20 protein-coding genes and 2 pseudogenes are annotated in these 23,757 nt (G+C 66.1%); 12 read left to right on the top strand and 10 right to left on the bottom strand.

Annotated features, from left to right (window positions below; all coding sequences use genetic code 11):
- Window positions 1-72: 72 nt before the first annotated feature.
- Window positions 73-303: a hypothetical protein gene (locus tag ACYCO6_RS34555; protein ID WP_459767911.1), complete on the bottom strand. Its 231-nt coding sequence runs from the start codon at window positions 301-303 to the stop codon at window positions 73-75.
- A 99-nt stretch (window positions 304-402) separates the two neighbouring features.
- Between ACYCO6_RS34555 and ACYCO6_RS34550 the strand changes: the two genes are divergently transcribed.
- On the top strand, window positions 403-693 hold the full coding sequence (locus tag ACYCO6_RS34550) for a hypothetical protein (RefSeq protein WP_459767909.1): 291 nt from the start codon (window positions 403-405) through the stop codon (window positions 691-693).
- A gap of 129 nt (window positions 694-822) precedes the next feature.
- On the opposite strand, the pseudogene ACYCO6_RS34545 reads toward ACYCO6_RS34550, so the two are convergent.
- Window positions 823-1,389, bottom strand: a pseudogene (locus ACYCO6_RS34545) (transposase); the annotation flags it as partial.
- Window positions 1,390-1,627: 238 nt separating this feature from the next.
- Here ACYCO6_RS34545 and ACYCO6_RS34540 point away from each other — a divergent pair.
- On the top strand, window positions 1,628-1,837 hold the full coding sequence (locus ACYCO6_RS34540; protein ID WP_459769078.1) for a cold-shock protein: 210 nt from the start codon (window positions 1,628-1,630) through the stop codon (window positions 1,835-1,837).
- A 79-nt stretch (window positions 1,838-1,916) separates the two neighbouring features.
- Window positions 1,917-2,123: a hypothetical protein gene (locus ACYCO6_RS34535; protein ID WP_459767907.1), complete on the top strand. Its 207-nt coding sequence runs from the start codon at window positions 1,917-1,919 to the stop codon at window positions 2,121-2,123.
- Window positions 2,124-2,572: 449 nt separating this feature from the next.
- Here the strand turns inward: ACYCO6_RS34535 and ACYCO6_RS34530 are convergent, their stop codons facing one another.
- Complete coding sequence (locus ACYCO6_RS34530) at window positions 2,573-2,995, bottom strand: Ros/MucR family transcriptional regulator (RefSeq protein WP_459767905.1); 423 nt, start codon at window positions 2,993-2,995, stop codon at window positions 2,573-2,575.
- Between the two features lie 201 nt (window positions 2,996-3,196).
- Here ACYCO6_RS34530 and ACYCO6_RS34525 point away from each other — a divergent pair.
- The 4 genes and pseudogenes from ACYCO6_RS34525 to ACYCO6_RS34510 form a co-directional block, all read left to right on the top strand.
- Window positions 3,197-3,388 (top strand): annotated as a pseudogene (locus ACYCO6_RS34525) (DUF6894 family protein); the annotation flags it as partial.
- Between the two features lie 160 nt (window positions 3,389-3,548).
- Entirely contained in the window at window positions 3,549-3,845 is a 297-nt protein-coding gene (locus ACYCO6_RS34520; protein ID WP_459773893.1) for a hypothetical protein, read from the top strand.
- Window positions 3,846-4,661: 816 nt separating this feature from the next.
- Window positions 4,662-5,342 carry a hypothetical protein gene (locus ACYCO6_RS34515; protein ID WP_459767902.1) on the top strand — a complete coding sequence of 227 codons (681 nt, stop codon included), beginning with the start codon at window positions 4,662-4,664 and terminating at the stop codon, window positions 5,340-5,342.
- Between the two features lie 700 nt (window positions 5,343-6,042).
- Window positions 6,043-7,035: an alpha/beta fold hydrolase gene (locus tag ACYCO6_RS34510; protein ID WP_459767900.1), complete on the top strand. Its 993-nt coding sequence runs from the start codon at window positions 6,043-6,045 to the stop codon at window positions 7,033-7,035.
- A gap of 953 nt (window positions 7,036-7,988) precedes the next feature.
- Here the strand turns inward: ACYCO6_RS34510 and ACYCO6_RS34505 are convergent.
- A complete protein-coding gene (locus tag ACYCO6_RS34505; protein WP_459767898.1) occupies window positions 7,989-8,927 on the bottom strand; it encodes a pirin family protein in 939 nt (312 codons plus the stop codon).
- Window positions 8,928-9,559: 632 nt separating this feature from the next.
- Between ACYCO6_RS34505 and ACYCO6_RS34500 the strand changes: the two genes are divergently transcribed.
- The 5 genes from ACYCO6_RS34500 to ppk2 all read left to right on the top strand — a co-directional run bounded on the left by ACYCO6_RS34500 (window position 9,560) and on the right by ppk2 (window position 17,365).
- The gene (locus ACYCO6_RS34500) at window positions 9,560-10,849 is read left to right on the top strand and encodes a TAXI family TRAP transporter solute-binding subunit (RefSeq protein ID WP_459773862.1); all 1,290 of its coding nucleotides are present in this window, start codon (window positions 9,560-9,562) and stop codon (window positions 10,847-10,849) included.
- Between the two features lie 470 nt (window positions 10,850-11,319).
- Entirely contained in the window at window positions 11,320-11,904 is a 585-nt protein-coding gene (locus tag ACYCO6_RS34495; protein ID WP_459767896.1) for a hypothetical protein, read from the top strand.
- Between the two features lie 269 nt (window positions 11,905-12,173).
- Window positions 12,174-13,292 carry an efflux RND transporter periplasmic adaptor subunit gene (locus ACYCO6_RS34490; RefSeq protein WP_459767894.1) on the top strand — a complete coding sequence of 373 codons (1,119 nt, stop codon included), beginning with the start codon at window positions 12,174-12,176 and terminating at the stop codon, window positions 13,290-13,292.
- A 4-nt stretch (window positions 13,293-13,296) separates the two neighbouring features.
- Window positions 13,297-16,479, top strand: a complete 3,183-nt coding sequence (locus tag ACYCO6_RS34485) for an efflux RND transporter permease subunit (RefSeq protein ID WP_459767892.1) — start codon at window positions 13,297-13,299, stop codon at window positions 16,477-16,479.
- Between the two features lie 40 nt (window positions 16,480-16,519).
- On the top strand, window positions 16,520-17,365 hold the full coding sequence (ppk2, locus tag ACYCO6_RS34480) for a polyphosphate kinase 2 (protein ID WP_459767890.1): 846 nt from the start codon (window positions 16,520-16,522) through the stop codon (window positions 17,363-17,365).
- 44 nt (window positions 17,366-17,409) lie between these two features.
- On the opposite strand, the gene atpC is transcribed toward ppk2, so the two are convergent.
- The 6 genes from atpC to ACYCO6_RS34450 are packed head-to-tail and all read right to left on the bottom strand — an operon-like array spanning window position 17,410 to window position 23,748.
- Complete coding sequence (gene atpC / locus ACYCO6_RS34475) at window positions 17,410-17,811, bottom strand: ATP synthase F1 subunit epsilon (RefSeq protein WP_459767888.1); 402 nt, start codon at window positions 17,809-17,811, stop codon at window positions 17,410-17,412.
- Window positions 17,812-17,862: 51 nt separating this feature from the next.
- The gene (fabI, locus tag ACYCO6_RS34470) at window positions 17,863-18,645 is read right to left on the bottom strand and encodes an enoyl-ACP reductase FabI (protein WP_459767886.1); all 783 of its coding nucleotides are present in this window, start codon (window positions 18,643-18,645) and stop codon (window positions 17,863-17,865) included.
- Entirely contained in the window at window positions 18,642-20,999 is a 2,358-nt protein-coding gene (locus ACYCO6_RS34465) for a DUF3141 domain-containing protein (RefSeq protein WP_459767884.1), read from the bottom strand. Before ACYCO6_RS34465 ends, fabI begins: the two co-directional genes overlap by 4 nt.
- A 27-nt stretch (window positions 21,000-21,026) precedes the next feature.
- Window positions 21,027-21,530, bottom strand: a complete 504-nt coding sequence (locus ACYCO6_RS34460) for a hypothetical protein (protein ID WP_459767882.1) — start codon at window positions 21,528-21,530, stop codon at window positions 21,027-21,029.
- A 16-nt stretch (window positions 21,531-21,546) separates the two neighbouring features.
- Complete coding sequence (locus ACYCO6_RS34455) at window positions 21,547-22,764, bottom strand: acetate/propionate family kinase (RefSeq protein ID WP_459767880.1); 1,218 nt, start codon at window positions 22,762-22,764, stop codon at window positions 21,547-21,549.
- A gap of 3 nt (window positions 22,765-22,767) precedes the next feature.
- On the bottom strand, window positions 22,768-23,748 hold the full coding sequence (locus ACYCO6_RS34450) for a phosphate acetyltransferase (RefSeq protein WP_459767878.1): 981 nt from the start codon (window positions 23,746-23,748) through the stop codon (window positions 22,768-22,770).
- Between the last annotated feature and the right edge of the window lie 9 nt (window positions 23,749-23,757).

Genomic DNA, 23,757 nt, shown 5'->3' with positions numbered 1-23,757 from the left:
CGGCTTCCCCAGTCCCCTCATCGTCAAGCACTTCGCTGGATCTGAAGCGGAGCTATAGCGGGTGTCCGCCACTCACCTGAGCTGCGGCATTCGCCGGCCGAACGCCCCCTGCAACTCCGGCAAGTTGTCGATTCGGGTCGCCTCACTGGTTACCCCGCCGCCAAACACGAGCAGCAGCTTCTCCATGAGATGCGGATCAACGAGCGCCTGCACCTGCACGTCGCCGTCCCGTATCATCCTGACCTGCGGTTCGCGGGCAGTATCACCGATCATCGCGATGATCTGATACACATCTGCACTCATGGAGATCACGTGCATTCATGGAGGTTACGAGCTCCTTGGGATGCATATCAGCCCAATCGCAAAGGCGTAGCGCAATGTCGCTACATATGGCCCCAAACCGTGCGCAAGCGCGCCTCGACGGGCGTCGACGGCCTCATGTGCTGCAGCGAACTTCCACTGAGGTTCGGGGTGCTCGCATTCACTCAGAAGTGCGCCACGCTTGCCGCTTTGACTGAATTGGTCCGTCGCGGCCATCTCGTCAGCCATAGGCGCGCGGTCGTTATCCAACTGATGGCCCTGATCGTTGCGGCCGGCTTCCTCACACAGCTTGGCGACGTAACGCTCGACGGACACAGTCAGCGGCATCTGAATCAGAACCTCCGCATGCGCCAGGGACACGGCGCTGCATGACGCGGCCCGTCGAAAGTTCGTCTCTGCGCAAGGCGCGCAGGACCTCGCCGAGGCCTCGTGCACTGACTCAGACGGATGGTGCAGCCTGGCTGTTTAGGATGGCAGCGGCGGGCTTGGTCCAGATGAAGGGATCAGGGTCCCCTCCAGCACGTTCAGCGCGGCAAACAGCGTCGTGGCGCCATGACGGACATGGTCGTGGGTGCGCGTGGCCGTCCTGGTGCGAGCGAGCGGTCGGGCCGGGTGCGCTCAAGAGCGTGGATCTGGCTCTTCTCGCCCACGGACAGCACCACCGCATGGCAGGGCGGGTCCACGGGGAGGCCGACGATATCCTCGGCCTCTTCGGCGAGGACAGGAGCAGCGGAGCGCTTGAAGGCAGGCGCCCGGTGCGGCTGCAAGCGGTGTTCCTGCCAGATGCGCTGGACCGAGCGCAGTAAGATCCCGGTCGCGGCAGCGACGGCACGATCGGTCCAGTGGGTGACCTGCCGGGCGGTTCGGAACAGGTGAGGGCCAGCACCTCCGCAACGGTGCCGATGGAATGGGGCGGCTTGCCGTGCGGGTCTTGTCGTGCCGCAAGCCGTCGACACCCGCCGCGGCGAAGCGCTGCTGCCGGCGCCAGACGGCGGGTCGGCTGGCGCTGGCCTGGCGGGCGACCTCGAGGACGGACAGGCGTTCGGCCGAAAGCAGGACGATGCGGGCGCGCCTGCCGAGGCTTGAGACATGCGATCCGCAGATGCGGGCATCGTGCGCCTCGATGAGTCCAAAGAAAGCCGGGACGATGGGGCAGCCGGACGAACACGGGAAGCGCTGTCAAGGTTTGTGCGATACCCCGCTGAGCATGATCCGGTCTGGAAAATGCATGGAACGGCCGGCCGACACGGCCGGTTCGGACCTCACGGCACGCCGCGTTGGCGAGCCGACGACCAGGGTTACCGCTATGGCTACCGGCACCGTGAAATGGTTCAATGAGACTAAGGGCTACGGCTTCATCCAGCCCGACGACGGCGGCAAGGACGTGTTCGTGCACATCTCCGCTGTCGAGCGCGCCGGAATGCGCAACCTCATCGAAGGGCAGAAGATCTCCTACGACGTCGAGGCTGACCGGCGCAGCGGCAAGGAGAGTGCCGCCAACCTGAAGGCGGTCTAAAGCGTAGCAGGCCTACCCAGAGAATGATGACGCCGCCTCAGCTGTGGCGTCATCCGGTGTGGTCTGGCATAGCATGCCGATGGCCGACGACGTCCCGCACCCCTACTCCATCGAGGTCTCGCCTCTCACCAAGCCGGAGGGCCACTTCCAGTGGGCAATCCGCCGGAGCGGCAAGTTGATCGAGCGCTCTGACCGCCCCTACCGCAGTGAGGCCAAAGCCTTTGAGAGCGCGATGGAGGCCGTCGAGCGGGCCATGAAGCCGGGAAGCGACTTCCGGAGGCGCTGATCGCGAGCCGCGACCGCGCCGGAAGAGGATCAGCAATTTGACAGGCGCCTGCGTCCTCCGGGTCCCCTGAACGGGGGATGCGGCCCAGCTTGCGCAACGCGATCGAAGGCGTTCCCGGGACTTGATGGGGGAGCTTCGCCTCATGTCTCCAGCCAAACGCGACGACAGCCGCTCGACCCGGCGCGGGTCCAAGTCTGAGCAACCGCCCGCTTCACGCCGCAGACGCGAACACCGGGTCGTGCGCTGGATAGGGGCCGCCAAGCGCCGGTCCAAGAAATCGACCGAGATCACTGCGGTGGAGACACGAACCGCTCACATCATCCGGCTGCGCTGTGCCGACACCTTCAGTCGCCCGGTACGCCTTGAGGTGGCCGTCGGCGGGGCACAGCTGCTGCCGTTTCAGGGTTGGCGTAGCGCTGACGGCAGCCCCCGCTGCGCCTGACCAGGGATCAGCCGTGCCTAGCGGCCTTCCTGGTCTTGCCCCGATTGGTGCGCCCGCCTGCTGACCCGAGGCCGATTGCCTTAGCGAGCGCAGAGCGGCGCTCGGCATAGCCCGGTGCCACCATCGGGTAATCGGCCGGCAGGCCGTAGCGCTCGCGGTAGCTGCGCGGGTCGAGCCCGTGGCTGGTCAGGTGGCGCTTGAGAGTCTTGTAGGTCTTGCCGTCGATGAAGCTGACGATCCCGTCGTGCCGGACCGACTTGCGGATCTGGGTCGTGCTTAGCTGCTCAAAGCCGTCGGTGTCGGCCACAAAGGCGGCTGCGCCTGTGCTCAGTCCAACGACGGTCTCGTGAACTTTTGCGATCAGCGCCGGCAGCTCGGCTGCCGGAACCGGGTTGTTCGAGACGTAGGCGGCGACAGTCTCAACCGCCATTTCTGTCGATTTCTGCACACTGCAGCGTTGTCACAAGCTAAGCGTCGCGCGATAGTTTGGAGTGTCTCTAGACTAAACAGGTTAGCCGTTGCGGCACCATCAGGAACGGTGTCCCGGCGCGCATGCCGAAAAGGGATACGCTTCACGGCGCGCAAACTGCGTCGCGTGAGGACTGCCCCACTCTCGCCGAGCCGCCGCTTCATGCCCCGCTTTTTCATCGACGTTCACGACAGCGCGGAGGTGGTCCGTGACAGGGAAGGCTACGAACTCCCCGATCTGGACGCGGCCGGCGCTCAGGCGGTGAGGATCATGACCCGGATCGCTCAGGGATTCACGGACAGTCCTGGGCGGCAGGATTATGTCGACGCCGTCAGCGATGCCGATGGTGCCGTGCGCTGCCGTTTCAGGGCGTCGCCCGACGCGGGGCCTGTCGGCCGATCGGGCCGTCCGCCGTGTGCCACAAAGCACTCCCCAAGCGTGACGCCCAGCCTACCCCCAGAGGCAAGACGCCGTCAAAGCCTACCAAGGCTGCGGTTTCCTTCTGGAGAGGATCATGATGATCGGCAGGAACGGCGAACGATTCGCCGACGTCGTGGCCGAGAACGTCGCCACAACCTGCGAGTGGTTCCGCGACGGGAGGCGGCTCCCCGAAGACGAGCGGACGCGCATCATCGCCAAGCTGGTGCGCGAGATCTCGGCCGCCATGCCGGACGGTTCCGGCGCGATCCTCGCGCGGGCCTGCAATCGCATTCTGTCGCGCGTACCAGATCGCGGGGTACCGGTGCCGCGAGTTGTCGGCACCGATATGGACGAAGGGCTTGTCAGGATCCGGCCTGCACAGGCTTCCTGAGGCTGAAGGACTGCGCCGCTGAGACCTGCGGTCTAGCTCACGGTGCGGCCTCAGTGTCATCGGACCGCACGCCCCCATCGAGATGGTTGGGCGCGGAGCACGATAGACGCCGCCCCGGGCAACCGGGCCGGCAAAGAATGAGTCAGGCCACTTCGTGCTTCCGGAGGCGGAATCGCAGGGATGCTGCGCGACGCTCTGTAAGCTGCCCTCATGTGAATGGCCCGCTGTCGAAACTGCAACACTGCGCGTCCGCTACGGAGGGGCGTACGAGGCTCTTTGAGTGACCGAGATGGGCGCAAAGCTGCATGTCGGCTTCGGGCGGCACCTCAGGACGGCTGCCTTGCCGCCGTCATCGAGGAGATGACCCAGCGTAGCGCGGCGATGTCACCGACCCGTTGGCCCGCGCGCTAGCTCAGCATCAAGGCAGCATGATTCCAAGGACCATACCTCTCCGCCAACAGTGCGGCCAGTGGCTTGAACGCCACAGTCGTTGAAACCTGTGCCACTTTCACTGGAACAAGGAGCGCTTGATAACAGCAACCAAGCGAAGTCATACGAGCGTAAAGTCGGAAATTCATCCCGAAGTGAGGTCCAAGCTGGTCCGCAAATCTTCGCAGTCGTTTATTGATAGGATGTCGGTTCTTTCGGGCAATATTCATAAGATTTCATTACAGAACCCGTCGGCGCGTCTTGGATGCGGGTTTTCACTCTTCACTGTCCTTGTACTGCGCACGTGAGCGAGGTCACAGAAGCTCACCGGGAAAGGGGGTTTCGTTCGCGCGCGGCCAATCAGGGCTGCGACTGCGGAGAACCACCATGACACTGCATCGTCCCCTCCTCGCCTTGGGCGTCGCCGTCCCTCTGGCGCTCACTGCGGCCGCTCCGGCGTCCGCTTTCGGATTCAGCGACCTTAACCCTGTCAAGATCGCGAAGGGCGTGGTGAAGGAAGCGAAGAAGGCCACCAAGACCGTTGGCAGGGCGGTCGAGAAGAGTGCAAAGGCTGTCGGCAAGACCGTTGAGAAGGGTGCGAAGGGCCTTGGTCGCGCCGCTGAAAGCGTTGGCCAAGATGCCATTAAGACCGTGAAGGCTGCGCCGAAGACGTACATGAAGGTCGCCAAGCCCGTCGGTGCGGCGATCTCAACATATTATCATCAGGCCGGGAAGGTCATCGAGAACACGCCTCTAAAGGTTTTCAAACCGCTGGCCGATGATGTCGCTAAGGCAGCGCGTACGAAGGAAGCCAAGATCGGCGCAGCGGTCGGCGTGGGCCTGCTCACCGCCGGCGGTGGATCGGCTGCGTTGCTGCACAGCGGCGGTACGGCTGCTGGAGCTGGCGCGATGACTGCCTATTACGGAAAGCAGGTGTACGAGAAAGGCCGCGAGGCCGCCAAAGACTACCGGCAGCATGGGATGAAGAAGGCCAGCGATACGGTCATGAACTCCTACGAGGAGCGGCGGAAGGAGATCAGAGGCATGCAAGACTACAGCCGGCGCTAAAGCGGTGCCGACCTAGCGGGCCCCTCGGAGAGCATCCGAGGGGCACTGCAGGCTACAGTTATTGTCAATAAACTGCTGATATGTTTTAATGACACGGAGCGGGTCAGTAAATTCACTGCCGGAAAATTAATCAAAGTGCCTATGGCTCGTCGTGGCTTTCCGTGCCGCCGGGCGCGTTGTGCTGTTCTGCGTGTTTCGGCGTCGAAATGACAAGGTGTGGGTGGGTCTGCGGATCGCACCCTGGTTCTCCCCGATCGCGGACCCGAGTGGTGCGAGGCTAACGCTTGGCGCCCGCGTTGTGCGGCCCGGATGATGCGATCCGGGCCTGCGGCCCAGACGAATGGCTTCGGATTCCGTCGTTCTCGGCGATGAAGCGTTCGACGGCCGCCTAAACCTCGACCAGTGATCCGAACACACCCTGTCGCACGCGGCACTTCGCGAACTCGGCAAACAAGCCCTCGACGGCGTACAGGCAAGCGGAGGAACTCCTGATGCCGCCTGTCCGCGGATCGGAACAAGCCTCAGCGGACAGGAGCTTAGTCCGTTCAGCGCCGGCCGTAGAGGTATACCCCAGAGGTCAGTAGCCCCTCTTTGGGATCGGCAGCCGTTCGCGGCTGAGGCGCTAGCGAGGCCTTCCGCACTTCGTCCGCGGAATAAGCCACGGGCGCTCGGCTTCCTCTTGTTGGTCAGGCGAGGATGCATGCACGACAACAGCGCCCATAATGTCAGCCCCCGACGTAACAGCGGGAGCTGGTTAGCTCCCGCCCTGATCGGGTCGGCAGCCGCCCTGGGAGCCGCGGCCGTCTATGCCGCGGCAAAGGCGCGTGGGGCGGAGCGCCGCTACCCACCCATCGGTCACTTCATGAGCGTGAACGGTGTGCGCCTGCACTACATCGAGCGTGGACAAGGTGAGCCCTTGGTGCTCATCCACGGCAACGGCACCATGGCCGAGGACTTCCTGGTCAGCGGCATCGTCGACAAACTCGCCGCGCGCTACCGTGTGATCATCATCGACCGGCCCGGCTACGGCTACAGTGAGCGTCCAAGGGCGCTCTGGACGCCACGGGCACACGCGACGCTCTACCAAGCAGCTCTGGAGCGTCTTGGCGTGTCACAGGCGGTGGTGCTCGGACATTCCTGGGGCAGTTTGGTTGCAGTGGCTCTAGCGCTGCAGGCGCCGCAACTCGTGAGGAGTCTCGTGCTCGCGTCGGGCTACTACTTCCCGACGCTTCGGGCCGACGTCTTCCTGTTCTCCCCACCCGCTATCCCGGTGGTCGGGGATGTGATGCGCTATACCGTGTCACCGGTGATCGCACGGCTGATCCTGCCGGGCGTGATAAAGGCCATGTTCGCGCCAGCCGAGGTGCCAGAGCACTTCGACCAGCTGTTCCCGAAAGCACTGATGCTCCGCCCCTCGCAGCTACGTGCGGCTGCCGAGGACGCGGCCCTGATGACGCCCGTCACCGTCGAGCTTCAGAAACACTACCGCGAGCTGAGGCTGCCGGTGGTGATCATCACGGGCGCGGACGATCAGATCGCGGATGTCGCCCGTCAGTCGGAGCGGCTGCACCGCGAGGTGGCGAGTAGCGAGTTCATCACCGTTCCGGGGGTCGGCCACATGATCCATCATCTTGCGCCCGAGGCGGTGATCAGAGCGATTGACCACGCGTCAGAGAGGGCTAGGGCTGTTTGAGAAACGCCTGGCTGTGCCAAGGGTGCAAACCCTTTACCCAGCCGCATCCCGCGCCAGCACCCGCTGGGCTTCATCAGCGTATCCGCAGCAACTCTGGTGAACACGGAGCGAATCGCCTGATCGGCACGCGTGCTGCCTGGGCGAAGCCGAACAAGGTGGAAGGGATCATTATCTGCCGGCAATCGGTGATCTTGTGATCGTTGTGATCGCCTCCTGTAGGGACGCCCTGAAGCAGGGACGTGTTCGCAACCGGAACTGTGAGTGAAGCCAAGGATGAGGCGAGCTACACGTTTGAGAGGTCTCGGTCTTGCTGCTTGTGCGCTTGCGCTGATGCACCCTTAAAGGGGATCCATACTTTTCCTCCAACGTGGGGGTGGCCTCGCGTGGTGAGTGCACACCAGCGATGCAGAAAAGGCCCATTTTCGTCAGCGATGGCGAGAGGGCGAAGGCGTTCAGGTACGACCAAGTCCCGCCGAAGTGTAGTTCATGCCTCTGATCGGACTCTGGATCGGTTCGGTTGCAGGAAGTCTGATCGAGCAGACCTGGGCGGCCGGGGCTGGCCGACAGCTGCCTGTCCACGTCGGAGCGACTGGGACGAAGAAGCGGACAAACTGGTTCCGATCCAACTCGGTGGAACTGGTGGCGATCGACGGCTCCTCATCGGAGTTCAGGTCCTCTTTGTGCGGTTCCCCACCAGGTCGCAGAGGACTGAGCCTAGACAAATGCGCTCGACTAGCGGCACCGCTGCCACGCCTACGGCGCGCAGGGGTACGGCTTGGACGAGTTCGCTCGCGGCGCCGGATGCTTCCACTGCCATGGCTCTCACGGAGCCTCATGGTGGCGGGGCGGAGGCGGCCGCGCGGCGTGCGGGTTGGTATCGTGGAGCGGCAGGATGCGGCCCGGTCCGCCCAGGCGGCGGGATCACCCCGCATCCGGACCGGGTCCGGTCGCGTTCAGGGATAGCGGACCGGCTTGGGGTCCTTGGGCAGCGGAATGAACTCGGGATCGCCCGGGACGCTGTCGAAGCGAGCCTGGCGCCAATCCTCCTTGGCCTGCTCGATCCGCTCGGGCCGCGAGGACACGAAGTTCCACCAGAGGTGGCGCGGGCCGTCCATCGGCTCGCCGCCGAGGATCATGAAGCGGGAGGCCTGCGTTGCCCGCACGCTGATGCGGTCTCCGGGCCGGAATACCAGGAGCTGCCCGGGTCCGAACCCGTCGCCGGCGATCTCGATCGCACCGGCCACCGTGTAGATCGCCCGTTCGTCGTAGGCCGGGTCGAGTGGCAGGACGGCGCCGGCGTCCAACGTCACATCGGCGTAGACCATCGAGCTGGACGTCCGCACGGGGGAGCGGACTCCGAAGGCCTCCCCGGCGATCAGCCGCACGGTCTTGCCCTCCCCCGTCAGGACCGGCAGCGCCGAAGCGTCGTAATGCTCGAAAGCCGGAGGGCTCTCCTCGTCCTGAGCGGTCAGGGCGACCCAGCTCTGGATGCCGAACAGCTTGGAGCCGGTCTGCCGGAGGTTGGCACCCGTGCGCTCCGAATGCGTGATGCCGCGGCCGGCCGTCATCCAGTTCAGCTCACCCGGACGAATGGGCAGCTCTGTGCCGAGGCTGTCCCGATGCATGATCTCGCCGTCGAACAGGTAGGTAACGGTCGAGAGGCCGATGTGGGGGTGGGGACGCACGTCCATGCCTTGACCGAGCAGGAATTCGGACGGCCCCATCTGGTCGAAGAAGATGAAGGGGCCGACCATCCGGCACTCCGTCGAAGGCAGCGCCCGCCGCACGGCAAACGAGCCGAGATCGCGTGAGCGTGGCACAATCAGGGTTTGGATCGCGTCACAGGAGAAGTGGTCACCCGGGATTGGGTCATCGGCACTGTGCCAGCTCATCGCGCATGCTCCTTCTCCGAACGGGACGCACCACGGCGAGCGGTCAGGGAGGCACCTTCGCACTGAAGGTTGGCCGCGTCCCGAAGCTGGTGCGTTGTCGGAGGCAATCTTGTAGCAGGAGCGCTGGCTAGGGAACTGAAACAATCGAAACATATCGTTTCGATTTTTGATACACCGGATCGCGACCAGCTTCGATGGCGCCCGAAACCGGGCCGTGCAGACCGCGATCCTGATCCCAAGCCGCCTCTAAGCTCCGCGTTCGAGCGGATCGATCGGGACGGCATGGGTCGGTCACGTCGCCGGCCTCCAAGACGTCATCCGCCGAGGGTAAGCGCCCTTCTCGGCCGATGATTGCAGCAACGACTTCGAGGCGATCGGCTACGCGGCGACGCTTATGCTTCACACCGGTAGGTGTCGGATCTAGGTTTGGGATGTGCGGCGAGGCCATAAGCGTCCTGAGGCGACTTCAGAGGTGAAGCGCCACGCTCCTCGGAAACTGGCGGTGTGTCGCACAGTGGAGTCCTATGGTCGGCTTGGGCCGCTGCGGACGGGGAGCAAGCGTGCGTAAATTGGCGCTTCCTGGCGGCCGCGAGGCATTACTCACTCTGGGATTGGCGCTCGTGCTCGTCCTGATGGCCGCTGCGGGGGCTCGTCTTACGCGCGCTTCGACCCTGACCATCGCGGTAGCCCCGAGCGGCGGAACCGAACCGGCTCTTCTGCGGGCCTACGCCGATGAACTCGTCCGTGGGAATGCTGGCATCCGGCTCAAGATTTTAGAATTCGCCGGCGTGCGCGAGAGCGCGGATGCCCTCAAGACCGGCGGGGCCGACCTTGCGGTGGTCCGGCCGGACGTGTCGATGCCCGGGAACGGGATGACCCTCGCTGTCCTACGTGAACTCGCGGCCTTCGTTGCGGCGCCCGCCAAATCCGGCATCGAGAGCGTCCCGGATTTGGCAGGCAAGCGGTTGGGCATGCTGGCGGGCCGAGATGCGGACAGGACGCTCCTGCGCGATCTGGCCACCCATGACGGGCTGGAACTCCTCACCGACCCCGTAACCGGTCCTGTGGCCGCCAAGGCCATCATCCTCGTCGCACTGGAGGAAGCGGACGTGGTGGCCGCGCTCGGCGAGGGACGCATTGACGCGATGGCGCTGGTGACGACACCGGCCTCGCCGTCTGCACGGCGGGTGGTCAGTCTCGTCCGCGACGCGAGCGCGGACGGCGATGTCGTGCTTCTCGGGGTTCCCGATGCCGCAGCCGTGCTGGCGCGCCGGCCGCGTCTTCAGGCGGTGACGATACCGGCCGCCCTGTTCGGCGGCAATCCACGCCTTCCTGCCGAAGACGTCGCGACCGTGGGCTCGTCCTACAGGTTGATGGCCCGCGCCGGCCTGTCGCGCAGTGTCGCCGCCGAAGTGACGCAGCATCTCTTCGAGATGCGTGCGGCGCTGGCCGAGACCGTGCCGGCCGCGGAGAATGTCACTTATCCGGCGTACGACGACACGGCGGACGCCACCACGGCCCGTTTGCCGATCCACCCGGGTGCCATCGACTACTACGAGCGTGAGCAGCAGACGTTCATCGAACGCTATGAGAGCTGGATCTACCTCGTGGCCATCCTGGGCGGGGGCGTCGGCTCGATGATCGCTTGGCTGCGGCAGCGCCTCGGGCGCATCCGTCGGCAGCGGATCGAGGTCGCGACAGCGCGACTGCTTGAACTCCGCTCGGAGGCCCGGCGCGAGACCGACCGGAAGCGTTTGGATGCCATCGCGGGAGAAGTGGATGATCTGGCCGCGAGCATCGCCCGTCATGCCCTGAACAGGCCGACCGAGCCTCGAATGCTCGGCGCCGCCAGCGTGGCCATTGAGGCCGCACGCTCGACGGTCCGGCGCGCCCTGGGCCGCAATGACATGCCGGCTTGCTGAAAGAACCCCAAGGAGGCGCTCTAGGATGCCGAGCCTTTACCGCCTGTCGGCGCGCCAGACATCGCGCTGAATCATCTACGCCGAACCGCCGCTTGCCGGACCCGCGGCCTTGCTCACCCCTGGTGCAAGCGTGGATTCTCGGTGTCCCGCCCGATCAAGCGACACGCGCAAAAACTGCCATGATGTGCAAATTTGATGGACTGAAGGCTGAACTGAGAAATCCTGAACATGGCAGATCATCGAGCGAGCCTGAATTTCCGAGCGGAATGCCCAGCACCCTGAACAGGAACTTCGACCCCGATCCGGATATTGCTCAAGATGACAGATCGAGTAATTTTGGACCTAAGATTGGATTTCTTGAACGATTTAATAAATTTAATTTCATATTTGAACAGTGTTTGAATCTACTCAACCGAACTCACTCGTGGTGAGTAGGGCGCATGCACAATCTACGGCCACAATCCACATCAATGAAGGCCGACGCAACGTCTTGGTCCGAAGGCCGCTTCGGCAGTCGGCTCCATAAATTTGGGCGTGGTCTATTTACGGAGCTAAAGCACATCAGTGGAATTTTCGCATACTTATGGATTATCTTCGGGATCCTGATTCTCCACGAACACGCCGTTTTGTCACGCCATGGCATTGCATACAAGTTCTATGGTCTGGCCTTCATCAATGCGTGGATTCTGGCGAAGATCATGCTCGTTGCCGAGCATCTGGACACCCGCCCGCATCTCCAGGGCAGGCCCTTGATCTATCCGATTATCGCCCGCTCATGCGTCTTCGCATTCCTCCTAGTCTGCGCCTACACACTTGAGGAAATGGCAATCGGGCTTTGGCGGGGAAAAACATTGGTCGGGAGCATGCCGGTGATCGGCGGGGGGGGCATCTTCGGCGTCGGGTCAGTGGTCCTCATCCTAACCGTGGCCTTGCTGCCATATTTCGCGTTTCGAGAGCTTGCCCGGGTGCTTGGCCCTGAGCGGCTGCATGCGCTCTTGTTTCGCGATGGGAGCCGCCTCGAGGTCCCGGCCCAGGGGGATGCCGGCAAGGGCTGAGGCATCGGGAAGGCAGGTACCCTCTTTGGGAAGGCAGGTACCCTCTTTCGCGACCGGCGCACCCGAACGGACCTGCCATCGCACGCGGCGACTCATTCGGAATGGTCGTTGACATTCGGAAGCGAGCCGAGCCGGGCCAATCCTGTATCAAATTGCGTGCAACGGGGACTGCGTTTCAGCCTGGGGGCGTCCCGCTCGATCAAGCAAAAAGCCTGGAAACTGCGAAAATGGTGCCCCGCAGCCTCATGAAGGTGCGGCGAGGCTCGGCCATGATCCGCTTGCTCCCTCTTCTGCTGGCTATCCTGCTGACCGTAGGCCTCGGCCCCTCGGTCCGCGGTGAGGGGGATCCCGGTGCGGTGCTGACGGTCGGAACGGTCACGGCGCAGCGCAAGGCTCTAGACAAGGCACTGGACTTCGTCGGCCGGGTCGAGGCGGTCGGACGCGTCGAGGTGCGCGCCCGCGTGACCGGCTATCTTGAGGCCGTGCTGTTCACGGAGGGCGATCCGGTCAAGGCAGGAGCCCCCCTCTACCGGATCGAGCGCGACCTGTTCGTGGCCGCGGTCAAGCAAGCCGAAGGCGCCCTGGAGCGCAGCAAGGCGGCTGAGGCTCTGGCCGCCATCCAGCTGCAGAGGGCGCAGGATCTGCTCGATCGGAATTCGGGGACTGTCGTTGCCCGTGACCAAGCACGCGCCGCGCTCGATCAGGCGAAGGGCGCCGTCACGGGCGACGAGGCCAATCTCCAGACCGCCCGCATCAATCTCGGCTACACGGACATCACCGCCCCCATCGCCGGCCAGATCGGCCGCACGAGCGTGACGAAGGGCAACGTGGTCGGGCCCGACAGCGGCGTGCTGACCACGATCGTCAGCCAGGATCCGATCTACGTCACCTTCCCGGTGAGCCAGCGCGAATTCCTGCGCTATCAGCAAGGCGCGAAAAGCCCGGATCGCAGCAAAGCCGGAGTCAAGATCCGGTTTCAGGACGGCTCGGAATACGGCCAGGTGGGCCGGGTCGATTTCGTCAACATCAGCGTCGACCGCACGACCGACACGGTCCTGGTGCGTGCCGTCATGCCGAACCCGGCGGGCGTGCTGCGCGACGGGCAGCTGGTCCGGGTCGCCCTTCAGATCGGCGAGCCCGAGCTGAAGGTCCTCGTGCCGCAGGCGGCGCTCATCGCCGACCAGGGCGGCGTCTACGTCTTCGTCGTCGAGGACGGGCGGGCCGTGATCCGGCGCGTCAAGCCCGGTTCCGGCGGTACCGGCCCGGACGCCGTCATCGACGAGGGCCTGTCGGGCGGGGAACTCGTCATCGTCGACGGGCTGCAGCGGGTGCGGCCCGGGATCGCCGTGCGGGCGAACCCGATCGCCCAGTCGGCCAGCAGGATCTGAGGCCATGTTCTCGGCGATCTTCGTCGACCGGCCGCGCCTCTCGGTGGTCATCGCGATCGTCACGGCGATCGCCGGCGCGCTGGCGCTGTTCACCATCCCGGTGGCGCAGTACCCCGACATCGTGCCGCCGCAGGTCTCGGTGACGACGACCTATCCCGGCGCCTCTGCCGAGGTGGTGGAATCCACGGTCGCACAGCCCATCGAGTCTCAGGTCGTGGGCGTCGACAAGATGATCTACATGAAGAGCGTCAGCGGCAACGACGGCAGCTACACGCTCACCGGGTCCTTCGAGCTCGGCACCGATCCGGACATCAACGCCGTCAACGTCAACAACCGGGTCCAGATCGCCCTGGCCAAGCTGCCCGAGGACGTTCGCAAGCAGGGCGTCACGGTCAAGAAGAAGTCCTCCGCGCTGCTGGGCGTGCTGGCGGTCTACTCGCCCAAGTCCGTGCAGGACCCGCTCTTCATCTCGAACTACGTGACGATCAATCTGCTCGACCGCATCAAGAGCACGCCCGGCGTCGGCGACGCGACGCTGTGGGGGCCGCAGGATTACGCGATGCGGGCGTGGCTGCGGACCGACCAGCTCACCGGCCTCAACATGACGACGGGCGACGTCATCGCGGCGATCCAGGCGCAGAACGTGCAGGCGCCCGTGGGGCGGATCGGCGCTCGCCCGATCTCCGACGAGCAGCAGCTCCAGCTCAGCATCCAGACGCAGGGGCGCCTGAACTCCGCGGACCAGTTCCGCAACGTCATCCTGCGCACCAACCCGGACGGGTCCGTGCTGCGGCTCGGCGACGTCGCCCGGGTCGAACTCGGCGCCGCCAATCTCGACCGGGAGACGCGACTGAACGGCAGCCCCGCGACGGTGGTGGCGATCTACCAATCCCCCGGCGCGAACGCCCTCGCGACCCTGAAGGAGGTCGAGGCCCGGGTCGGCGCCCTGGCCAAGTCCTTCCCCGAGGGGCTCGCCTGGAAGGTCACGTACGACCCGACGACCTTCATCACCGAGACGGTGCATGAGGTCCGCAAGACCCTGCTCGAAGCCTTCGTGCTCGTCGTGGTGGTGGTGTTCCTGTTCCTCGGCAGCCTGCGCGCGACGCTCATCCCGACGCTTGCCGTACCCGTGAGCCTGATCGGGACCTTCATCGCTCTGAAGGCGGTGGGCTACTCGGCGAACTCCGTCTCGCTCCTCGCCCTGGTGCTGGCCATCGGCATCGTCGTCGACGACGCCATCGTGGTCGTCGAGAACGTCGAGCGCGTGATGGAGGAGCATCCCGACCTCTCGCCGAAGGAGGCCACCAAGCGGGCGATGGCCGAGATCACGGCGCCGATCATCGCCATCACCCTGGTGCTGCTCTCGGTCTTCGTGCCGGTCGCCTTCGTGCCCGGCATCTCGGGCGAGCTCTTCCGGCAATTCGCGGTCGCCGTCGCGGTCTCGATGTTCATCTCGGCCATCAACGCACTGACCCTGTCGCCGGCTTTGTGCGGCGTGCTGCTGCGGCCGCATCACGGCCCCCGCCGCGGGATCATGGGCGTCATCATGCGGGCGATCGACCGGGTGCGCGACGGCTACGGCGCGGCCGTGGCGCGGATCGTCCGCCTCTCGGTGATCGGCCTCGTGCTCACCGGAGCGGCCGCCTACGGCACGCTGCAGCTCGCCAAGATGACACCCACCGGCTTCCTGCCGGAGGACGACCAGGGCGCCTTCTTCGTCGTGGTGCAGCTACCCGAAGGCGCCGCGGTCGGGCGTACCTCCGAGGTGGTCGCCAAGGCCGAGGAGATCCTGCGGCAGGAGCACGTGGTCGCCGACACGACATCGGTGATCGGCCTGAATTTTATCGACAACTATTCGCAAGGCAACGCCGCCTTCCTAGTCGTGACCCTCAAGCCCTTCGAGGAACGCACCGGCGCCGGGGACGGGGCGGCGGCCGTCATCGCGCGGCTGGGTCAGCAGTTCCGGGAGATCCAGGGCGGGACCGTGGTTCCCCTGGCGCCGCCGCCCATCATCGGGCTCGGCACCGGCGGCGGCTTCGCCTACGTCCTCGAGGACCTGCGCGGCGGTGATCCGAAGGAACTCGCCCAAGTCGTGCGCGGGCTGATCGTGGCGGCGAACGACGAGCCGAAGCTCAACCGCGTCTTCAGCACCTTCTCGGCCACCAACCCGTCGGTGTTCCTCGACATCGACCGCAACAAGGTCCAGATCCTCGGGGTACCGCTGGACAACGTGTTCCAGGCGCTGCAGGCCTCGCTCGGCGGCTACTACGTCAACGACATCAACCTCTTCGGCCGCACCTGGCAGGTGCAGGTTCAGGCCGAGGCCGCCGATCGCACGCGGATTGACGACATCTACCGCATCAACGTGCGCAACAAGGATGGCGAGATGGTGCCGCTGCGCTCGCTTGCGGAGGCGCGGATCGTGGTCGGGCCGCCGGCGCTGATCCGTTACAACAACCTGCGGGCGGTCACGGTGCAGGGCTCTCCGGCGCCCGGCGTCTCGTCGGGCCAGGCGCTCGCCGCCATGGAGGCGGTCGCCAGCCGGACCTTGCCGGCGGGGTTCGCGGGCGAGTGGACCGATACGGCCTTCCAGGAGAAGCGGGCCGAGGGCAAGACCGCCATCATCCTCGGCTTCGCGATCCTCTTCGCGTTCCTGTTCCTGGTCGGCCTGTACGAGAGCTGGACGATCCCCGTCCCGGTGCTGCTGTCGGTCACCGTCGGGATCCTGGGCGCCTACGCGGCGATGGTATGGGGCGGCCTGACCCTCGATCTCTACGCGCAGATCGGCATGGTGGTGCTGATCGGCCTGGCGGCCAAGAACGGCATCCTGATCGTCGAGTTCGCCAAGGAGCAGCGTGAGCGGGGCGTGCCGCTCCACGAGGCGGCGACCGAGGGCGCGCGCCTGCGCTTCCGCCCCGTGATGATGACCTCCTTCGCCTTCATTTTGGGCCTGTTTCCGCTCGTCATCGCAACCGGCGCCTCGCAACTCGCCCGGCGCAACGTGGGGACGCCCGTCTTCGGCGGCATGATCGCCGCGTCCTTCCTCGGAATTTTCGTCATCCCGCCCCTCTACGTGCTGTTCCAGAGCCTGCGCGAGCGGGCCTGGGGCCTCGTGGGCAGGACAGGCGCGCGGCGCGGCGCGCCGGCGGAGCCGGCCGGAACGCAGGAGCACATGCCGGCCGAGTGACCGCGTGCGGTCGTGCCGGGCAGGACGGGGAGGCCGAGCCATGATGGACGATGCAACGCGGATCCAGGAGCCCGAGCAGGACGACGAAGCCGTCGACGGCGGACAGGCGAACCCCAAGCTCAAGCGCAAGGCATACGAGCGGGAATTGCGCGCGTTGCAGATTCAGCTCTGTCATCTGCAGGATTGGGTCAGGAAGACCGGCGCGCGCATCATCATCGTCTTCGAGGGGCGCGACGCCGCCGGCAAGGGCGGCACGATCAAGGCCCTCACCGAGCGGGTGAGCCCACGGGTGTTCCGCGTCACCGCGCTGCCGGCCCCCTCCGACCGGCAGAAGACCCAGATGTTCATGCAGCGTTACATCGAGCACTTCCCGGCGGCCGGCGAGATCGTGATCTTCGACCGCTCCTGGTACAACCGCGCGGGCGTCGAGCGGGTGATGGGCTTCTGCAGCGACGCGGACCACCGCCGCTTCCTCGAACTCTGCCCGCAGATCGAGCGCTTCATCGTCGGCGGTGGAGCGCAGCTGATCAAGTTCTGGCTCGAAGTCGGCAAGAAGGAGCAGAAGCGCCGGTTCCTGGCCCGGATCGATGATCCACTCCGGCAGTGGAAGCTCAGCCCCATGGATCTCGAGTCTTATAGTCGCTGGTATGACTACTCGAAAGCGCGCGACGAGATGCTTGCCGCGACCGACATCGACGAGGCACCCTGGTACATCGTCCGCTCAGACGACAAGCGGCGCGCCCGGCTCAACTGCATCGCCCATTTGCTCCACCTGATCCCCTACAAGGAGATGAAGCGCGAGGCCGTGACCTTGCCGAAGCGCGTCAAGGACAACGCCTACGACGATACCCTCAACAAGGGCCATTTCGTTCCGGAGCTGCACTGAGGGGGCGACCCGCGCCCGAAGACCCGCGCCCGAAGACCGGTCCGTCAGAGCCCGAGCCCGGCCTTGAACTCCTCGAGACGGGCGATCGAGACGTCGAATCTGGCCCGCGTCGCCTCGTCGCGTGTCGCATCCCGCTGCGTCTGAAGCTGCAGGATCTCCGCGTCGATCTGATCGCCGGTCAGTTCCTCGACGGAGAGGACCCGCTCGGCGAGGATCGTCACCCGCTCGGCCGTGACCTCGGCCAGCGCGCCCCGTACGAAGGCCCGGCGGCCGGTTCCGGCGGCATCGATCGCGAATACGATGCCGGGATGCAGCGCCGTCACGAGGTGCTGGTGGCCGGGCATGATCGTCATGTCACCCTCGACGCCCGGAAGGACGACAGAGCGGACCTCGCCCGCGAAGACGACCCGCTCGGGAGAGATCAGTTCGGCGAAAAGGTCCGCCATCGTGCCCCACTCCGTCGCTCGCGGGCGCGCCGTCAGGCGCTCCGGTGCGCGTCACGCCATGATGCTGAGGCCGCCATCCACGTACACGGTCATGCCCGTCAGGTGGGCGGCGTAAGGGGTCGTCAGGTAGGCCGCGGTGAGGCCGACATCGTCGATGTCGACGAGATCGCCGATCGGTGCGCGCTGCACGGCCTCGGCCAGCAGGAGGTCGAAATCCTTGAGGCCCGAAGCCGCCCGCGTCTTGAGGGGGCCGGGCGAGACCGCGTGGACACGGATCGCCTGTTTGCCCAGCTCATAGGCGAGATACCGGACGGCGCTCTCCAGCGCCGCCTTCACGGGTCCCATCAGGTTGTAGTTCGGGACGACCTTCGTGGCGCCGTGGTAGCTCATGGTGAGGAGCGTACCGCCGTCCCGCATCAGGGGCGCGGCGAGCCGCGCCATGCGGATGAAGGAGTGACAGGACACGTCCATGGCGACCTTGAAGCCATCGGACGAACTGTCGACGAGCCGTCCCTGAAGGTCCTCCTTCGGCGCGAAGGCAATGGAATGCAGGGCGATGTCGAGGCCGCCCCAGGTCTCGGCCACGTGGCGGAACACAGCCTCGAGCTCTCCCTCCCTCTGGACATCGCAGGGGACTAGGATCGACGCTCCGAGCTCCCGCGCCAGGGGCTCGACGAACGGCTTCGCCTTCTCGTTCAGGTATGTCAGGGCAAGCTCCCCCCCGAGCTGGCGGAAGACCCTGGCACAGCCATACGCGATGGAGTGCTCGTTCGCGACGCCGATCACGAGGGCGCGCTTGCCGGCCAATGCGTTGCCGTCCGGGATCCGTGTCATCGGTGAGCCCTCTGCGACCTGCCCGGGCGGGTGTGGCGCCCGGGCGCATGCGTTGTGGCGCCGGCCGCGGCGACCGGCGCGGGAAGGGGTTCCAGCGCCAGCACGCGTCGGAACTCGGGCATCAGCGTCTTCTGCGCGCCAGCGAAGTCGACGTGCTCCACGAGCCGCTCCAGAATCTCCAGGAGCCGTCGACGTTCCTCGGCCGTGCGCACGAGGGTCGGGAGTGTCGCGAGCGCGCGTTCAGGCTCATGCTTGACGATGTAGGATTGCCGCCGAACGATCTGGCGTGCCTCGTCGGCCGGCTGACCGAGGAGGCCGATCTCCTGGCCGACGAGTTCGCGGATGCGTTTGGCGGTCGAGAGCCGCTTCTCGCGGCTCCCGCGGCGGGCGATGAGCAAGCCTGCCCGCACTGCGGCTTCGGCCAGTCCGCCCTCCTTGATCCGGACGAGCGCCTCCTCGACGGCCGATGTTCCTCCAGCGGCACCCGATTCGGGACGCGCTGCCGGTTCGGCAGGAGCCACGAGGCTGATCGGGCCGTAGACGTTGTAGAACGTGTTCTCGACCGCCGCGTCACGCAATTGCCGATACAGGTCCCACGCGGCCGACACGCCGGCCGCCACGAGCCGCTCGGTCGCGACGCTCGGACCGGCCTCGTCGCGAGGGGTCCGGTGCGCCCGCGCGAACTCCGCCCAGCCCTTCACGGGCGCCAGCCATGGATTCAGGTCCGAGATCGCCCAGCGGCGCGCCCGGAGCGGGTGGAACGCGTGCGCGAGCCGTGCCGTCTCCGGTGGCACGAGGGCCGAGAGCACCGGATGGGCGAACGTCTCGTAGAGCGCGGCATTCACGCGAGAGATCCGCTCCACCGCGCCGAACGGAATCTCGTCCTTGCGGGCGTATTTCTGCAGTGTCTGCAGATCTTCAACCCGCCGCTCTGTCAGCACCACATCGTACTGAGACGCTCCATTCGAGCGCGTCTCCTCGATCCGCATCCCGTACAGGCCCGGCGGCAGGTGCTCGATATATTCGAGCAGGTCGACGATCTGGGCATGCTCACGCCGCGCGACGCCCGCCGAGACGAAGATGCCGAGATGCCCGACGCTCTCGTGCATCAGCCCCACGATCACCTGACCGCTCGCCTTGAGGTCCTTCGTCGTCGGGAAGAGATCGGCGATCCAGTTGAAGGCCTGCTGGGGCGGCGTGATGTTGTCGCCGAGCGACGCGAACAGGATGATCGGCGAGCGGATCGCGCGCAGGTCGAACGTCCTGCCCTCGGCCCACTCGGCGCGGCCGGAGGCGAGCCGGTTGCCGACGAAGAGGTTGTCGACGATCCAGCGGATCTCTTCCCGGTTCATGAGGAAGTAGCCCCCCCACCAGCGCTCGAAGTCCAGGTAGCGCTCCGGTTCGGTGTCGATCTTGGAATAGAGATTGTAGTTCTTTCCGAAGAACGTGTTGGCCGGGTTCAGGTATTCGAAGTTCTCGACGAGGTAGGCCCCGTCGAACTTGCCGCCGCCGAGGTCGCTCGCGAGCAGCGCCGGCCAGCTTCCGCCGAGCATGCCGCCCACGTAGCGCATCGGATTCTCGGCATCATTGCCGGCCCAGTAGGACATCGGGGCGCCGTTCACCACGATGGGACCTGCACAATCCGGATCGAGCGCGCCCACCAGCATGGCGGCCCAGCCGCCCTGGCAATTGCCGACGATGACCGGCTTGCCGCGCGTGGAATGCCGTGACCGCACGATGCGCAGGAACTCGGCTTCCGCCTGCGCGACGTCGGCAAGAGTCTGCCCATCGACCGGATCGGGAAAGAAGATGACCACGTAGACGGGATGCCCCGCCTTGAGCGCCACCCCCACCTCGGACTCGGCCTTGAACCCCCCGATCCCGGGCCCGTGGCCGGCCCTGGGATCGATGATCACGAAGGGCCGCTTATCGGGATCGAGACGCGTGCCCGGCGGCGGCGCGATGCGCACGAGCGCGTAGTTGACCGGTCGCGCGAAGGTCCGGCCGTCGGCCACGATCTCCCAATCGAAGGCGAGGAGGGGCGGCTTGCCGGCCTTCTCGTGGTCCAGCCACATGTTGCCGCGCTGCCGGAGCGTGTCCCAGAACAGCAGCGACCGCTGCGAGAAGTCGGTCCAGTAGCGCGCGGCGTCGCTCCAGGCCTGAAGCGGCGAGTGCGGCCGGGCCGTGTCGAGCCACGTCTGAGCCGCCCGACCCATCGTATCGAGGTAGCTCTGCGCGGCGGCCATGCAGCGGCCCTGGTACACCTCTGCGATGTGTCTCTGCAGCCCGAGGAGACTCGGAAGTGCAGAGGGGTCGCGCGCATAGGCGTGGGTCGGTGTCTGCTCTTCGGTCATGATTGCCGTCCCGACCCCTCTTGGAAATCACACGTGGAGCTTTTCCCAGGTGAGGAAGAAGCCCACGTCGCCCGGCATGCCGTCCGGCCAATCGACGATCATCGCCGCCAAGCCGTACCCGAGGGGACGCAGACGCTCGCGCCAGAACTCGTAGGCCTGACGTGGTCGCCCGGTCAGGGTGTCGGGCCAGTCCGCCTCTGTGTTGTTGATCGCCCGCCCGCCGTCGCTGCACATCGCGTTCGGGAAGCGCATCACCAGCAACTCGTTCTTGCCCTGCTCGGCCGCGACCCGCAGCTTGTGCAGGAGCGGCCGCGTGATCTCCTGGACCTTCTCGGGCGTGAGCTCGATGGTCTTGGACAGAGTCTTGATCAGCTCGGCCCGCGCCTTGCTCGCTTGGTCTTCGGCCTTCAGGTCCTTCAGGGCCTTGGCGGCCTTCAACTTGGCCGTGTAGGCGCCGAGTTCTGCGGCGGACATGAAGGTCTCGTCGGCGAGTTCGAGGTCGGCCGGCGGTCTCGTTTTCAACGCTTCCATGGCGATCTCCCGTTGCTCATAGGGCCGGCTGCGGCCGGCTGCTGCCGTGCTGAGACAGCACCGCGCGCGTGCCGCGCGCGATCATCAGTTCCTCATCGGTCGGAATGACCCAGGCGGCGGGCCCGGGGCCGCGCGTCACGCGCGGGCCGCCGGCTGCGTTGGCCGCCTCGTCGAGGGCGAACCCCGCCCAGGCGGCGCCCCGCAGAACCTCGGCACGGGTGGCCGCGTCGTTCTCGCCGATGCCCGCCGTGAAGATCAGGGCGTCGACGCCGCCGAGCGCCGCCACCAGGGAGCCGAGCTCCCGTCCGATCCGGTAGACGAACAGGTCGATGGCCCGGCGGGCATCGGGATCAGTCGCCGCGACGCTGCGCAGAATGCGCATGTCGTTCGAGATCCCCGAGACGCCGAGCAGCCCCGACTGGGTGTAGAGCATGCGCTCCGCCTCGTCGGGGCCGAGCTTCATCTCGCGCAGCATGTAGAACACGACGCCGGCATCGAGGCTGCCGCAGCGCGTACCCATGGGCAGCCCGTCGAGGGCGGAGAAGCCCATCGTGGTGGCGACGCTGGCGCCGTGGTTCAGGGCGCACAGGCTGGCGCCGTTGCCGAGATGGGCCACGATCACGCGTCCCGCGGCAAGGGCGGGGTCGTACTCCGCCAGCACCGAGGCGATGTAGGCGTAGGACAGGCCGTGGAAGCCGTAGCGCCGTACGCCGCGCTCGATCATCGCGTGCGGCACGGCGAAGAGCCGGGCGATCTCCGGCTGGCTGGCATGGAAAGCCGTGTCGAAGCAGGCGACTTGGAGCACCTCGGGGAGGTTTCGCTGAAGGATCCGGATCGGCTCGAGGTTGTGCGGCTGGTGGAGGGGGGCCAGCGGCACGAGACGCTCCAGGGCTTCCAGAACGTCCGCATCGACGCGCACGGGCTCGGAATGGGTTATTCCGCCGTGGACGATCCGGTGCCCGACGGCGGCCAGTTGAAAGCCGCCGCTGTGCGCGCGCAGCCAGGCGGCCACCTGCAGGAGCGCCCCTTCGTGGCCGAAGGCCGCGCCGCTGCCGAATTCCTCGTCGGCCACAACCGCGCCGGTCCAGTCCCGGATCCGCAGATGGGGCGCGCCACCCAGCCCCTCGAACAGGCCGCGGAAGACGCGATGCGGATCATCGCCATCGCCGAACGCGAAGACCTGGAACTTGAGGCTCGACGAGCCCGCATTCAGCACGAGCAGGACCGGGGTCATCGGCTAGACCTCGGGCAGCAGACGCGCGGCCCGCTGCGCTGCGGCGAACAGGGCGGCGACGGCGCAGGAGGCGAGCCGCGTCAGGCGCGAGTCGGCCCGGCTTGTCAGGATGATCGGGACCCGCGCCCCGAGTACGATGCCGGCAGCATCGGCGCCGGCCAGGAAGGTGAGGCTCTTCGCCAGCATGTTGCCGGCCTCGAGATTGGGTACGACGAGAATATTGGCTTGGCCGGCCACGGGTGAGCGGATCTTCTTGATCCGCGCCGCACCGAGGTCGATGGCGTTGTCGAGCGCGAGCGGCCCGTCCAGTAAGGCACCGGTGATCTGGTCCCGGTCGGCCATCTTGCAGAGGGCCGCGGCATCGAGCGTGGAGGGCACCTTCGGATTGACGGTCTCCACGGCCGAGACGATGGCGACCCGCACCGTCTCGACGCCGAGGGCGTGCGCGAGATCGATGGCATTCTGCGTGATGTCGCGCTTCTCTTGAAGCGTGGGCGCGATGTTGATTGCGGCGTCGGTCACGATGAGGGGCGTCGCATGTTCCGGCACATCCATGACGAAGCAGTGGCTGATGCGCCGGGCGGTCCGCAGGCCGCTGTCCGGACGGACCACGGCGGCCATGAGTTCGTCGGTGTGGAGGCTGCCCTTCATCAGCGCCTCGGCTTGGCTGGCGCTCACGAGGGCGACCGCCTTGGCGGCGGATTCGTGGCTGTGCGCAGCCTCCACGCTGCGGTACGCCGTGATGTCTGCACCGAGGGACGCCGCGGCCGCACCGATCTTACCCGGCGGCCCCACCAGGATGGGCTCGATGAGCCCGAGCGTGGCGGCTTCGAGGGCGGCCCCGAGCGAGGCTTCATCGCAGGGATGGGCAACCGCCACCCGCAGCTTCGGCAGCGCCTTCGCGGCTGTGATCAGCCGGTCGTACTTCTCGTGGCGGCGCGTCTCGGCCGGTGGCGGCTCGGGAGCCAAGGTCGGCACGGTCATTCCTCCTGG

The organism is Methylobacterium sp. CM6257, from assembly GCF_054611515.1.
This window is presented reverse-complemented; position numbering and strand designations above follow the sequence as displayed.